Origin of the sequence: Paenibacillus sp. FSL K6-2524 (assembly GCF_038005525.1) — a bacterium.
Lineage (GTDB): Bacteria > Bacillota > Bacilli > Paenibacillales > Paenibacillaceae > Fontibacillus > Fontibacillus anaericanus.
This window is the reverse complement of sequence record NZ_JBBOSP010000001.1, coordinates 1,428,317-1,442,617: the sequence shown is the minus strand read 5'-3', so window position 1 is coordinate 1,442,617 and position 14,301 is coordinate 1,428,317. Positions and strand designations below refer to the sequence as shown.

General features: G+C 40.8%; 13 protein-coding genes and 1 pseudogene. 4 read left to right on the top strand and 10 right to left on the bottom strand.

The window, feature by feature from the left end:
* Positions 1-117: 117 nt before the first annotated feature.
* The 3 genes from NST85_RS06215 to NST85_RS06205 all read right to left on the bottom strand — a co-directional run bounded on the left by NST85_RS06215 (position 118) and on the right by NST85_RS06205 (position 2,473).
* Positions 118-900, bottom strand: a complete 783-nt coding sequence (locus NST85_RS06215) for an alpha/beta fold hydrolase (RefSeq protein ID WP_341188848.1) — start codon at positions 898-900, stop codon at positions 118-120.
* Between the two features lie 67 nt (positions 901-967).
* Positions 968-1,567 carry a TetR/AcrR family transcriptional regulator gene (locus tag NST85_RS06210; protein WP_341188847.1) on the bottom strand — a complete coding sequence of 200 codons (600 nt, stop codon included), beginning with the start codon at positions 1,565-1,567 and terminating at the stop codon, positions 968-970.
* 123 nt (positions 1,568-1,690) lie between these two features.
* The gene (locus NST85_RS06205; protein ID WP_341191080.1) at positions 1,691-2,473 is read right to left on the bottom strand and encodes an SDR family NAD(P)-dependent oxidoreductase; all 783 of its coding nucleotides are present in this window, start codon (positions 2,471-2,473) and stop codon (positions 1,691-1,693) included.
* Between the two features lie 196 nt (positions 2,474-2,669).
* Here NST85_RS06205 and NST85_RS06200 point away from each other — a divergent pair, with 196 nt between their 5' ends.
* On the top strand, positions 2,670-3,323 hold the full coding sequence (locus tag NST85_RS06200) for a TetR/AcrR family transcriptional regulator (RefSeq protein WP_127194908.1): 654 nt from the start codon (positions 2,670-2,672) through the stop codon (positions 3,321-3,323).
* Positions 3,324-3,428: 105 nt separating this feature from the next.
* On the opposite strand, the gene NST85_RS06195 is transcribed toward NST85_RS06200, so the two are convergent.
* From NST85_RS06195 to NST85_RS06175, 5 genes are all read right to left on the bottom strand, one after another.
* A complete protein-coding gene (locus tag NST85_RS06195) occupies positions 3,429-4,259 on the bottom strand; it encodes a phosphoenolpyruvate hydrolase family protein (protein ID WP_127194907.1) in 831 nt (276 codons plus the stop codon).
* Between the two features lie 55 nt (positions 4,260-4,314).
* A complete protein-coding gene (locus tag NST85_RS06190) occupies positions 4,315-5,523 on the bottom strand; it encodes a Tm-1-like ATP-binding domain-containing protein (protein WP_341188846.1) in 1,209 nt (402 codons plus the stop codon).
* A 144-nt stretch (positions 5,524-5,667) separates the two neighbouring features.
* Positions 5,668-6,867 (bottom strand): phosphoenolpyruvate hydrolase family protein, encoded by a 1,200-nt coding sequence (locus NST85_RS06185; protein ID WP_127194905.1) that lies wholly within the window; start codon positions 6,865-6,867, stop codon positions 5,668-5,670.
* Positions 6,868-7,464: 597 nt separating this feature from the next.
* Positions 7,465-7,845 carry a hypothetical protein gene (locus NST85_RS06180; protein ID WP_127194904.1) on the bottom strand — a complete coding sequence of 127 codons (381 nt, stop codon included), beginning with the start codon at positions 7,843-7,845 and terminating at the stop codon, positions 7,465-7,467.
* A gap of 3 nt (positions 7,846-7,848) precedes the next feature.
* Positions 7,849-9,750 (bottom strand): hypothetical protein, encoded by a 1,902-nt coding sequence (locus NST85_RS06175; protein ID WP_341188845.1) that lies wholly within the window; start codon positions 9,748-9,750, stop codon positions 7,849-7,851.
* Positions 9,751-10,573: 823 nt separating this feature from the next.
* Between NST85_RS06175 and NST85_RS06170 the strand changes: the two are divergent.
* The 3 genes and pseudogenes from NST85_RS06170 to NST85_RS06160 form a co-directional block, all read left to right on the top strand.
* Positions 10,574-11,514, top strand: a pseudogene (locus tag NST85_RS06170) (IS3 family transposase); the annotation flags it as partial.
* Positions 11,515-11,863: 349 nt separating this feature from the next.
* On the top strand, positions 11,864-12,280 hold the full coding sequence (locus NST85_RS06165) for an HTH domain-containing protein (RefSeq protein ID WP_246054465.1): 417 nt from the start codon (positions 11,864-11,866) through the stop codon (positions 12,278-12,280).
* The gene (locus tag NST85_RS06160; protein WP_246054466.1) at positions 12,277-13,182 is read left to right on the top strand and encodes an IS3 family transposase; all 906 of its coding nucleotides are present in this window, start codon (positions 12,277-12,279) and stop codon (positions 13,180-13,182) included. The genes NST85_RS06165 and NST85_RS06160 overlap by 4 nt, the downstream gene beginning before the upstream one ends.
* 75 nt (positions 13,183-13,257) lie before the next feature.
* Here the strand turns inward: NST85_RS06160 and NST85_RS06155 are convergent, their stop codons facing one another.
* Both NST85_RS06155 and NST85_RS06150 read right to left on the bottom strand, forming a co-directional pair.
* Entirely contained in the window at positions 13,258-13,824 is a 567-nt protein-coding gene (locus NST85_RS06155; RefSeq protein WP_127195216.1) for a hypothetical protein, read from the bottom strand.
* A 182-nt stretch (positions 13,825-14,006) separates the two neighbouring features.
* Entirely contained in the window at positions 14,007-14,129 is a 123-nt protein-coding gene (locus tag NST85_RS06150) for a hypothetical protein (RefSeq protein ID WP_307394808.1), read from the bottom strand.
* Between the last annotated feature and the right edge of the window lie 172 nt (positions 14,130-14,301).

Genomic DNA, 14,301 nt, shown 5'->3' with positions numbered 1-14,301 from the left:
ACCGCGATAAAGGAAGACGTACTTAATGGAGACAACAAAAAGGCGCAACCATGAGGCTACGCCATAAATCATCAATAGAACATAAAATTCGTTTACTTCTTCATTCGCCTCCCGCTCCTATGTATCTAATTCAGTAACCCAACTATTCGGTAGCTCTTTATCATGAATCCATGCATCAACAATCATATTAAATAACTCAGGCTGAGCCAAAGATACACCGTGACCCACACCTGGTATAATAACACCCTTACAATTCGGATTATTCTTGACGATGTCTACTAAAGACTTCCTCATTATTTTTTTCTCTTTAGCTCCAACAGTCACTAATATGGTAGATTGAGATTTAGCGAAACCCTCTGGTATACTGAACGCCATATTTTCCTCTAAAACTTGAATGAGCAGGTCCCGCTCGATCTGGCAGGTTTCTTTATAATAGGTCTCGAACATTTCTTGGTCTATGTATAACTGTTTGGATTGAAGCTTCGAGAAGCTTCTATTCTTGGTTAGTCTATAAGTCAGCTTGATTGAAGGACCGATGATCTTGTTCGCAAATGGAATAGGCCTTACAAGTGCACTATTAATGATTGCGTAATCTACCAGATCCGGACTCATACTTAATATTTGAAGAGCTATTTGTGCCCCTAGAGAAAATCCGATCACAATAACTTGTTTACCTTGTTCCTTAGCCTGAATCAAATCTATGATTTGTTCCGCGCTGTTACGAATAGTGAAATTCGTGCTTGAACTAGAACCATGCCCAGGTAAGTCAGGAACTAAGCAATGGTAATCACTGAAATGTTCGATTTGCTTATCCCACATCCAACCACTTACCCCACCTCCATGCAACAGAACGATAAGCGGAGCCCCTAAATTCCCTGTTTCTCTATAAAATAGTGCCAATAGCATAGCCCCCTTTACTTGTTCGATTATTGAGTTACCTACAGAATTAATTCATGAATGCATTCTTCTACTTATAGAAATTCTGTTTGTACATCTCTAAGATTCGGGTGAACTCCTCGTCCATTTCATCAATGCTCTTATTATGTAACGTGCTTCTCATGAAACCATCTGAACACCATTGTATGGATTGAAAAAGAAGTGGGATATCTACGCCATCTTTAAATTTACTTGTATCCACCTTATCGAGAAACTGTCTGAAATTACTTGCTATCCACGGCCTTGAATATTGGGCTATCTCTTCTACCATTTCTAAGTCATTTTCCGTATATACTTTTACAAGAAAATCATACATGTATCTATGTTCCTTCATCAATTTGCACTTAGATCGCTGAGAATGCATTAGTATTTGAAAAAAATCCGTTTCCTCTTTATCTCTGTTCCCCTCTATTTCGTTGATCGCTAAATTTATACAATATTCATATAAGTAAAGATAGAGCTCTTTTTTATTCTTAAAATAATGAAACAACAGCCCCTTAGATATCCCTGCTTCTTCGGCAATATCTATAGTAGATGCCTGACGGTAGCTTGAAGCCGCAAAAACTTTCAGCGCTCCATTAATAATCTGTTTCTGCCTGTCTAGTGGCAAATTATAAAATTTATTATTCAACGTACTCCCTCCTTGCCTGTTGACCTAAACGGTCAATGTATGTTGCCGTTATCCTACATCTATTGACCATTTCAAACAAGGGGGGCATTATAAATAATCTGCCGCGACAAAATTACTTATTTATTAATGACGTGTACGGAGCATTCGTCCGACAATAAAAAGCATTTGTTTTCTTGTAAAGAAGCGAGACATTTGCGCAGAGATATAGTTCTTAAACCCCGGGATAGCATATACCTTTTTAGCTTGAAGCGAGCGAAGAGCAACTTGGACCACATTTTCTGGAGTGTCTCGTTTCCCGACAGACGCTTCATCGGCCCCCACAACGTTGAAAAATTCTGTTTCCGTTGATCCAGGACATAAGGCAAGAAATTGTACACCGCGTTCTCGATTTTCCTCCCATAAAGCCTGTGTAAATGATAATACGAAAGCTTTAGTGGCGCCATATACGGCCATATTAGGAAGAGGTTGAAATCCTGCTGTTGAAGCTACATTAATGACCACCCCGCTTTTCCTTTTCAACATTTCTGGTAAAAATAGATGGGTAAGGTCTACAACCGCCAACACATTGAGCATCACTTCTTCATGCTGCCTTGGGCCAGACAGTTGTTCAAAAAGCCCATACGTAGCGAATCCTGCATTATTAATTAGAATATCAACGATCAGACCACGTTCCACACATTGTTGATAGAGCTTGATTGGGGAACCTTCTTGAGATAAGTCAGAAACAATAACCTGCGTTTGAATGCCATGTTCTTTTTGCAGTTTCTTTGCTAAAGCACTTAGTTTGGCTTCCGAGCGAGCGACTAAGATCAAGTGGCTCCCTTTTGCTGCAAATTCATGCGCGAACGCTTCACCTATACCCGAAGAAGCACCTGTAATCAGCGTCCATTTGTTTTGTGTCGGTATCACTCTATCATCTCTCCTCTTAATTACTCTCCAGAAACACTGTTTCTATAAGAATCATTGTATCCAGATAGCATTATGATGTCAAATAGAGGTGCAAACCATTTATAAATTGGCATTTTGCTATCCAAAACAGTAAAATAAGCTTTAGATAAGAAGACTATTTTAGAAAATTAAAGTTCTAAGGGTGTGAAATCACATGCATAATTCCTCAAAAATGCCTTCTATAGATGATCGTACAGTTACAACCTACCCCGAAGCCAAACTTCAGCATACCGAACTATTAAAACTTAACATTATAGAAACTGCTGCATCGATTATGCAGGAATATGGTCCCGAAGCCGTAACCATTCGCAGGGTTGCTGAAAAAATGGAATGTTCTACAAAAATTATTTATAACTTGTTTGGAAGCAAGGAAGGTTTGGCTAAACAACTGTTTCTGGAAGGCTGCAAATTGTTAGCTGTTGCCTTTCAAGCAGTTCCAGAACAAGACGATCTTAAACTATATCTTAGCGACGTTGCACAAGCTTATTGGGATTTCTCAAGAGATTATACCAGTTACTATATGGTGATGTTTGGTGGAGCCTTTAGTGAATTCAAACCTGAAGAGGAAAGTTTACAGGCTATCGGAACAGCTTTACAACAAGTGATCACGATAATTACAAAGGCCATTGAGCAAGGGTTTATTTCCGAGAAAGACCCCCTACTTGTTGTTAATCTTGTTTGGGCATCGCTGCATGGTACCATTCACCTATATTTAGGGGGACACATCCTAAATGAAGAAACAGCTAAAACATTGTATGATAGATCTGTATCGAATTTAATTCATACGTTCTTTCGTAGCGATAATTAAATCCAAAAAGCTTCTATATAAAAAGAAGTGACACCATTGATATTCCTCCGGTGTCACTTCTTCTGTGTTAGTCTAGTGCAATCTCTCCAATAAGCCTTATCTTTTTTATTTGGTAATGGTCTTAAATAATACGGTTTGTTCCTTAATACCTTTCTCCGCAGCAAATCTTTCGATACTGGATGCCCCAAAGAATCCATCGATGCCTTCTGTTCTTTCAATTACATATGCAGCATCTTCCGGTTCGGCGATAGGTCCACCGTGGCAAATGACCATAATATCTGGATTCACTGCTTTACCTGCTTTAATAATCGCTTCAATCTTCTCTACACAATCATCTAATGTAAGTGCGGTCTTCGCTCCAATTGTGCCTTTCGTAGTCAATCCCATATGGGCTACCAAAATATCGGCTCCTGCTTCGGCCATGGCTTTGGCTTGCTCAGGGTCAAATACATAAGGTGTTGTTAGCATGTCTAATTCATGTGCTGTTCTAATCATGTCAACTTCTAGATCATAGCCCATACCGGTCTCTTCTAGGTTTTGTCTGAATACCCCATCAATCAGACCTACGGTTGGGAAGTTCTGAACGCCGCTAAATCCTTGCTCCTTGAGGCCTTTCAAATAGACTTCCATCACTCGGAAAGGATCTGTTCCGCATACACCTGCTAATACCGGAGTATCTTTGACAACGGGTAATACTTCCGAACCCATTTCAACCACAATTTGATTGGCATCTCCATAAGATAATAGCCCTGCCAGTGATCCACGTCCCGCCATTCTATATCTTCCCGAGTTATAGACGATGAGCATATCCGCTCCGCCAGCTTCACTGCTCTTAGCCGTAATACCTGTACCGGCCCCTACTCCCAAAAGAATCTTTCCATTCTTAACTTCTTCTCTGAACTTCGCCATAATTTCTGTTCTTGTATTTTTGTTCATTTGTAACGCCTCCATCATCATTTGAGTTTGTATGTCGTTGTACTATTCTTGTGTTTTACTTACTCATGAGATCGATTAGTTTCTGCGCCGCTGCTTCGGCAAACTCAACATCATTAATGGCACAATCCATTTCGATGACCTCTACAACATTGCGGTTTATACCATTTCTTAATGTATCAAATAACATCTTATCTTCCTCGACACCATAGAAAGCTTCACCTTCAACATCAATACCGGATATGCCTTTGAGAGGTAACATAAGCACGGTTTTCTCTCTGGCCATATTCAGTTTTTCAACAAGCTTGTTGCCGATGGCTTCATTCTCTTCTACCGTTGTTCTCATGAGTGTTACCGTAGGATTGTGTTTATAGAACTTATGTCCAGCAAATTTCTCGGGTACCGTATCGTAAGGTCCAAAGTTACACATATCAAGTGCACCTACAGATACAACCTGTGGAATATGATGTTTGCTAGCTGCCTCCAAACGATGAGGGCCTGCATTCAGCACGCCGCCAATAATTTCATCCGCCCACTCTGTGGTGGTCAGATCTAATACCCCTTCAATAAATCCAGCCTCAATCAATGCTTCCATGGACTGTCCACCTACACCTGTTGCATGGAACACCAGCACTTCATATCCTCTAGCCTCAAGATAGTTACGGGCTGCCGTCACACAAGGAGTTGTTACCCCAAACATCGTTGTAGCAATCAATGGTTTTTTCTCAATTACTTGTTTATTTTCAAACTTCACCATACCTGCGATGGCAAATGCGGCATTCGTAAAAATCTTAGTTGAAATCGAGTTAAGCCCTGCAACATCCACTACAGACGGCATCATGACAATATCACTAGTGCCTACGTATGGAGCTGTGTTCCCTGATGCTACGGTCGAGACCATCACTTTGGGTACACCAATGGGTAATGCCCTCATCCCCGGTGTCACCAGTGAAGTTCCTCCAGTTCCACCAAAGGAGATAATACCATCAAATTTACCCTGCTTATATAACTCAGGTACTAGTTTCTCCATCCCTTTGGATAATACTTCGGTTGCTAAAGCTCTGTCTTTCTTAGCAGCTAGTTCCTTCATATCTACGCCTGCAGCCTCTGCTACTTCATGATTCGATACATCAGGTGTAAATGTAGGCTCAAACACACCGGTGTGGATGGTAAAAGTATTCAGTCCCAAATCTTCAAGCAATTTTTGTATATATAGATACTCGTCACCCTTGGTGTCAAACGTTCCTGCAATGGCAATCGTCTTCATTTCGCTAACCTCCTCTTTCATTTTGATGACCTAGCCTGTACAGTGCTAGACCATGATTACGAGAACGCTCTCCACAAAAAAAAGTATGATTAACTATATATTAATCATACTGTCTCGGCTGATTTATGAAAACGCTTTTATGTCTTATGTTTTTGTGTTTATGTTAGATTTATATTGTTTAGGCGAACAACCCTTGTACTTTTTAAACATTTTGCTAAACTGTGCGTAGTCTTGGTACCCAACTAAGGGTGCTAACTCAGATAATTGGATATGTTCTCTATCTAAAATCTCGGCTGCTTTATCCATGCGATATTGCACGATATACGTCTGGAAGCTGCAACCTACTTGCTTTGTAAACAAACTACTTAAGTAACTTCTGGATACATGTGCCACCTTGGCTAAATCTATAAATGAAATCTCATTCATGTAATTCTGGGCAACGTATTCTTTTACAAATTCAACATAGTCATAGTGCTTGGTAACTCCGTCTAACATTTTGACCATGAGATCATCTTCATCAAGCTTCCCCGATACCTTAAAGGCTTTCGTTATATTGGTGATGGACTTCTCCGATGGAATTCGCTCAAATGCAGATCCTCCGATATACCCCATTAAGTTCTCATTATTACTATACATATACTGAACATCAATTGGAGTTTTCACCGGACCACCATACACTAACTTAATCAGATCCGGCTTCAACTCATTGCATCTTTTAAATATCTTGTCCGCTTTAATCTTGGCAGCTTCTAGGGAAAATACTTTCTTGGCTCCTAATAATCCGCCTTCTGTTAAGCCTAAATGCGCGCATATAATATCAGCTCCCGCCTCGATCATCTGAGCCGCTTGAATTTCGTCAAACACAAAGGCCACGGTAAAGAGATCCTTCTCATGGGCTATTCTTATGGCTTCTACTTCAAGTAAATAATGATTCCCGTCTTCTTGAAGCGCCTCGCTAAATCGGCCGTCTATGAGTCCAACCGTAGGATAGTTATTTATACCGGAGAATCCCTTAGCCTTTATTTCACTTATGTAAGTTTCCATATCCTTTGTCGGATCGGTTGCGTTCAGACCAAATATAATAGGCATATCTCTTACTAAAGGGATGATCTCTCTAGATGCAAAGTCCATGACCATATCATTGCTATTACAAAATGGCAAAAAACCAGCGAGTGAACTTCTCCCCATCTGCCGAAATTTACCGGAGTTTAATGTCAGAATGAAATCCGCTCCACCCTGCTTCGCATACTTTGCTGTTATTCCAGCACCTGTACCAACTCCAATAATATGATTACCCATTTCTAATTGTGATTTGAGATTGTCTAGGATCTGATCTCTGTTCATACTTACGGAACCCCCTATCCCTAATAGTGAGTAGGCTACGATAGTGAAATGTTCTTAGGATCAACTTATATAGTTCAGTTCACAAATTATTATTATTGTAATAGATAGATTACTATACTTCGACTAACTAATATAAGGATAACCGATAACAACACTACTAATCCTGTATTGCTGTGAGTTTAGACAAACAATACCCCTGTTCCATTGTTGTTGTAGGGTAAAACCAACGATGCTTCTATTGTACTCCTTTGATTTTGGGCATACAAAAAAACTCATTCCTAACTCATGGTTCAAGTTGAAATAAGCTATGAGAAAATGAACATAACAAAAAACAGCTCAATCATGGCGGTATCTGACCATAATCGACCTGTTAAATGTAACTGTATAGTGTTATTAAGATATACTATTCAAGCATTTATGTGCGTACAAACGAAATAACTAAATCTTTATACGAGTATTATATCGGTTAAGTGTGTGATTGGTTGAATGATTGGTTCATTTGGCAACGCGTAATCCCCACAAAATTTATAAATTAAGCAGATAATTAACAGCAAATGAAATCAATAAACTTAGAGTCTCTCGAAGGTCTGAATCAGTTTATTGGATTATTATTTCTTTTACAGCTTTCAATTCTTTTCTATTGTACTTTCCATCTTCAAGAGGTTCGTATACCGAAATTAAAATTTTTATTTCATATTCTCCTTTGGATAGCTCCGTTTCATCATAATCAGCCACATTAATAATCATATACTTTGGAGTGTTTTCTGATATTGTATAGGTATACTTAGGCAGGCTTAATGTAGAAACAATAAATGAACCAAAAGTTGCCTCACCATCTTTATATAACATAATTTCTTTATAATCTATTTTATCAGAAATAATTCCTTCTGTTTCAGATGTTATTTCTAAAACAACTGGAATTGATTTTTCAGAAGCCCTATATACGAAACTTTCTAGCAAATGTATCTTTAGCTCCATTAACTATTGCCCCCTAAAGAAGTCATAATATTGTTGAAACCATTGAAGATCCTCGAAAGAAAGACCTAACCTTTTTCCTTGCCAAATATTTGTGGACGTTGCATATATCTCCGCTTGTTCAACTGGTAATGCCATAAATTCTTTACTCCCTAGCTTTACTGATTGTCTAAGGTGTTTTACCTCATGCAAAATAGTATTAGCCATCATTTTTGCATTACCAAAGTTTTTATTCAAATCCAAGATTGGCTCACCTTTTGGATTAAACTTAAACATTCCTAAAGTATCACCAGTTTGAGTAAATCCACGGTTTGTAGACTCATAAAGTTTTTTAATTTCATCTGCATATTTCTTACCAAATGCATTTTCAATCTCCTTAAATGCTAGTTCAACTTTTTTCATATTCCCCAAACCTGCAAAACTTTCATCAAATGTACCTGCAAAATCAGATGGGTTAAGTGGCTTTTTAGCATACCAAGCACCTTCACCCGTCCCATCAATAACATCATTCACCTTACTACCCAAAGAGTTTTTTAAAGTTCCTCCTCCTGGCTTTACCAATGATTTATATCCTCCAGTAAACATAGCTGCTAAATTAAAACTATTTAGCCAGTGTTCTTTAGAAAAGGCCTCTTCAGGAGCGAATGCACCTTTCACCATATCTGGAATACCTGCTATCCCCCCTGGGATACCTATGGCTAACCAATTAATAAAGTCATAAGGAGAATTCAACATCTTATTTGATCGATCACTTGCTGCTGTAATGATTCCACCCGATATTCCACTTGTTAAGTAATTGAAGAAGTCATACGTCGAATCCCACTTCTTATCTTCCAGTTCAACTGCTATATTATTGATATCTTGTACGATCTCCTTAAAGCTGTCAAACGATTTTTCAAATGGATTCTGTGTGTCTGGAACAACACACACTCCTAGTGGCTCTACCAATGCTGTTTGTTCTAACTTTTGTGCAAAATCATCGTAGTTCTCCTTCGCCCATTCCCTGTATTCCCTATCTCCCATGCTAAGTCGGATCATCGTGAGAAGTCGATTGTCTGTGGGTAGGATCGAATAATCATGCTTCAATGGGTTGTACAGACAGGCAGATAACGGCGTTCCGGTGTATTCAGATGTTAATTTTACATTCGCATCATAGAAGGTTTTACTGACTCCGAGCTCAGACAACAAGGCCCTTGCTTTCTCCGCCTCCCCATGTGCGACTTCCATATACGAGGTTCGTCCAAACTGCCTATAGATCTCATAGGCGGCTTGGCATCGTCCCACTTCGATTAGTGTATCACTGATCTTATCTAATTTCTGCTCGGCCTCCATCTGCTCTTGTATCGAACCATGCTGCATCATCTCCAGCAAGGCTGCAATTTCTGCATCCCCTTTATACTTTAGCATGCGATCGATTAATGTCTTTCTTTCCAGTTGCAATGTAAGACCGCGAAAGGTACCGAACAAAAAGGGCGGGATCGGCGTTGTTGTATACCATTTGGGCGAATCCTTCAATAACTGATTAGAAAAGCTGCCCCAGCTATTCCACGTATCCCGTTCGATCATAGGAAGAGCTTTCTCTTGGGGTGGTTTTCCCCATGACTCTACCCTCGCGCTCCCTTTCATGAGCGCTATCGCATCGGCCACATTTTGTAGCTCTGCTCCTTGGATTTTGGTGATGGCGAGTCGGACAAAATTTTTCAATTGCTCCGAATCATCCGCTAGGCGATTGATCTGAGATTGCGCAAGCTGAGCTTGTCCTGACACGCGGGAATACAATTCCCCATCCATTTGGGCAAGGAAACCACTCATCTTTGTACGCAAATAATTCGTATCGTCAGATATTTCTTGCAAATCCTTCTGTAATTTCCCCATCCGGCCCTCTTGAAACATCGATTTCTGAGCCACCTATTTGCTCCTTTCTTGCTCAGATGAATCACTCTCGTTGTGGCATAGAGCTCCGAATCTATTCGAAGCTCTTGTCTTAGGTGGAATGGATTACATCTTTCGTGTTTATTGCAGCACGGACGTCTGCCTTCGCCAATTCTTAAACGCGTCATTACTTTTATGTATTCTTTATCACCGATGGCATTATTGCTTTGAGCTACTTGAATATATGCTGTATACTTAGACCCTCTTTTTGTTATAATGCAAAACCGGTTACACTCACATCCATTTTGATAAACTCTGTACGACTTACGACTGATTTGATTTAAACGTCTGATCTACATGACCGCGTACATTTTCTATACTAAATGTTTCAAATACCATAATATTACATATTATCTTCGTAATATATCACTTTTTCACATTTCCCGTTGTCGAAATTTGTATTATAAAAAATTTTTTTAAGAAAATATCTCCTTAAAAGAGGTATGCACCTTTCATTTTCAGCCCCAACCCGAGATTTTTATAAATTCCGGACTATATTAGAGGGCAAAGCGGCTAGCCTTACAACGTTGCTTTAACTTTATATGTTGACTAGCACGTTACCGGATTTATATTCCAAAATTATATAATCGATGTAAGAAATCAGTCTGTGTTATTTGAACTGGTATCATGTATTATCTGAAATATTCCACTAGTTATATAAAAATAAAATCCATTCAATCTCCTTAATAAAATGTAGGAAAAGCGTAGAAAACAAAAAAACAGGTAATCATGGCGGTAACACATAATGAACTGCACCCCAATTGTTAGACACTATCAACAATTGGAGGTGCAGTTTTTTATGGCCAAATTTACAAACGAACAAAAAGTTGATGCAGTTATTAGATATCAGAGTCAGTTGGAAAGTGTAAAGGAAATTGCTAGTTCAATAGGGGCGAACCACGAAGTTGTACGGATGTGGATTAAACAAGCTGAATATCACGGATTAACCGTCTTTGAAAAATCCTATACATCCTACACTATGCAGTTAAAAAAGGACGAACTTAACTATATGAACGAAATTGGGATATCTCCTAACGAAGCGGCGGTAATCTATAACATTTCCTCTCCGGCATTGATTCGAACATGGAGGATACAGCTGAATGCTGTTGGGTTAGATGCGCTCATTTCAAAGAAAAAGGGGCGTCCATCCATGAGCAAAAAATTGAATAAACAAACAAAACAAGTACTAGCTGAAGGCTCCACAGAAGCACTCCAAGCAGAAATCGAACGTTTACGTATGGAAAATGAGTACTTAAAAAAGTTGAATGCCTTAGTTTAAAACAAAGAAAAATCACCAAGGAAGACAAAGTAAAGATCATCTATGAATTAAGGCATAAGTACCCGGTAAAGGCGCTTGTGGCATTCGCACAAATCCCACGTAGCACGTATTACAATTTAATAAAGAAGATGAATCGTCTAGATCCAGATCCTGATTTAAAAGTGGCGATTAAAGCGATCTACGATGAACATGAAGGTCTTTATGGCTATCGTCGCATTCGTGATGAGCTAGCGAATCGTGAGCAAATAGTGAATCATAAGAAGATTCAGCGCATTATGAAAGAGTTAGGTTTAAAGTGCTTAGTACGCATGAAAAAATATAAATCGTATAAAGGTACGGTTGGTAAGATTGCATCAAACATTTTAGATAGAAACTTTACAGCCGAAGTACCTGATGAGAAGTGGGTAACCGATATTACTGAGTTTAAATTATTCGGTGAGAAGCTCTATTTATCACCTGTATGCTTAGCGCATTTCAAACTAGAACAAAATTGATGACAACGCTCACTACTCAACTGGAGAAGACTACTTTAAATTTTTGTAGCAAAATGCAATAGTGTACATCAATTTCGATTATCAATATAACAATTCGTAAATCGTGGTTGCCGAAGTGGGGAAATCGCAAGAAAGAAAGGGAGTTATACGAAAGCGGCTCTGACGAATAACGAATAGCCCCCTTGGACCTGAACTGTGACCCGTAAGATGGAAACTTTGAAAAAAGTGACCCTCTTACGGGTCATTTGTGTTTTAATCGAACTATTGAAACAAAACCGTGGAAGAACTCATCAATAAAACGAGAGGTGATTTAAAGATGTTCAACGAAAATGAGATTAAACAGCTAGAGGGGAATCCAAATGTCGAGAACGTGACGGAGAAGAGTATTACGTATTCACCTACGTTTAAACTTGCAGCAGTTAAGGCCTATAAAGAGGGACAAACCCCGATGGAGATTTTCCTCAAAGCCGGATTTAATATGGATATTATCGGTCGTAAGAAACCCAAGCATTGCCTAAACCGTTGGCGTAATTCTTACCAGGCTCATGGAGAAGATGGACTGCTTGAGAATCATCGGGGAAAAGGATCTACGGGCAGAAGACCTGCAGGAGAACTCTCCACCGAAGAAAAACTAAAACGTGCGGAAGCACGAATCAAGCTACTTGAGATGGAGAATGACTTTTTAAAAAAGCTCGAGGCGCTCGAAAAGCAGAAAATGCTGAGGAAACGTTGACACCCTCCGAGCGCTTCCAGATCATTAACCACACCATCCGCAAGCACGGCCTACAGCGTATGACGCGCTACCTATGCAAGTTGGCCCATGTGAGTTTAAGCGGTTATTACCGCTGGCTTGCGGCTGAGGAATCCAGACAGTTACGAGAGGAAGCAGATGAGCGTGACGCTTTCCTTATCCAAAAGCACTTTGACGATTTGAATGGTAAAGCTGGAGCCTTAGTAGTGAAGATGAGACTTGAACGGAAGAGCAGCGTTGTCATGAACCACAAGAAGATTCGAAGATTAATGCGAAAATATAACCTTATTGCTACGATTCGGCAAGCCAATCCCTATCGTAAGATGGCGAAAGCTACAAAAGAGCACCAAACATGTCCAAATCTACTAAAGCGTGAGTTTGACCAAGGAGAGCCTGAGAAGGTACTGCTGACGGATATAACCTATATGCACTATGGGCATGGACAATGTGCCTATCTGTCCGTGGTGAAGGATGGATCGACGAGACAAGTTTTGGCTCATTATCTCTCCTCCTCTTTGGCCCTATCGCTAGTGGAACGGACTATGGAAAGGTTGCTGGATCGACTGGATAGCAATATTCATCCTGAGGCCATTTTACACTCTGACCAAGGGATGCATTATACTCACCCAAAGTTTCATCTTCTCGTCAATAAGGCTGGCATTAAGCAGTCCATGTCCCGCAAAGGGAATTGCTGGGATAATGCCTCGATGGAGACATTCTTCGGTCATATGAAGGATGAGCTAGAGTATAAATCGTGTACGACCATTCAGGAATTACGAGTTCGAGTAAATGACTATATGGAATATTACAATACGGAGCGTTACCAGTGGACATTAAAACAGATGACTCCTGATGAATTCAGAAGTCATCTGTTGACTGCCTAACGAAAGGCTCTTTTTCAGAACTGTCTACAAATAAGGTCACAGTTCAACCTTCCAAAAGGGCTGTTCCTCTTGCGGTTACGGTGATTCGCCTGTCGTGGCAGCTGGCGTCATTAAGCCTTGAACGGCGCCGACAAACGGGCGGATTGACTTGATCATGCCGTACCCCATCTTCATGACCGGGAGAAACCGTTGAATCATGCCGAACAGCCGTATGCCGCCGCCCAACGCACCTCCGAGCGATCCTGTTGCAGCGCCGCCAAGCCCGCCAAGCCCACCTAATCCCCCGAACAGCGAACCTATCATCGGTAGCAAGGCCGATACCTGGGCGTCCGGCTTATGGGAGCGGGGACGGACCGAAGACTTGCGCGATCGGGAACGGATGGATGGCTTGCGCGAGCCGCTTCGACGACTGCCGGATCGGCTGCCCGAGGCACGGGAGCCGGCTCTGTCCTGCATAGACCGCCGGGAGTTTTGCTTCCCGGATGAGGTGCTCGGCTGAGCTCCGGCGCTAGCCAGCGTCAAGACGCTACTGTTGACATCGGTAATGTAGCCGACGTAGGTCTTTCCGCTGTGCAGAGTAATGCATACCGGTCGACCTTGCAGCTGCTTGGCCCGTGCGAACACCTCTTTGGATTGTGCCATTGAAGTTCACCTCGCCTCACTGGTTTTAGTTCATTGTACGCCAGGGGCGGGCTGCCTGCTTGTGCGAATGCAGGATGAGCACAAGCCCTCTTCCAAGCCCTCTTCGCTGCTCCAACGTCGATTCCAGGGGCCCTGTGCGTAAAACCACTCTCCCAATCAGCGCCATTCTTAACGTGCAAACTTTAACCGCCATCTGGGGCGGTTTTTACGTGCATCGTCTGAATTTCACCATTACTTGTGATAAGGTTCCCCGTAACATTCCAACGGCGAAACTTTCTAGCATTTGCATCTCTGCAAAACTCCATAGAGGCATTCCTCCCTTCGGGGGACCCTAACAGATACCAGTCTCTGTCATTGGATTCTTCCTCCTTTTACCCTATAATAGAGTTGTCGAATATTGTCGAATTATTAGATTAATACTAATCAAATATCAACATTAAGCTACTTCCATGAAGAGATCTTATTCGCATTATCTTT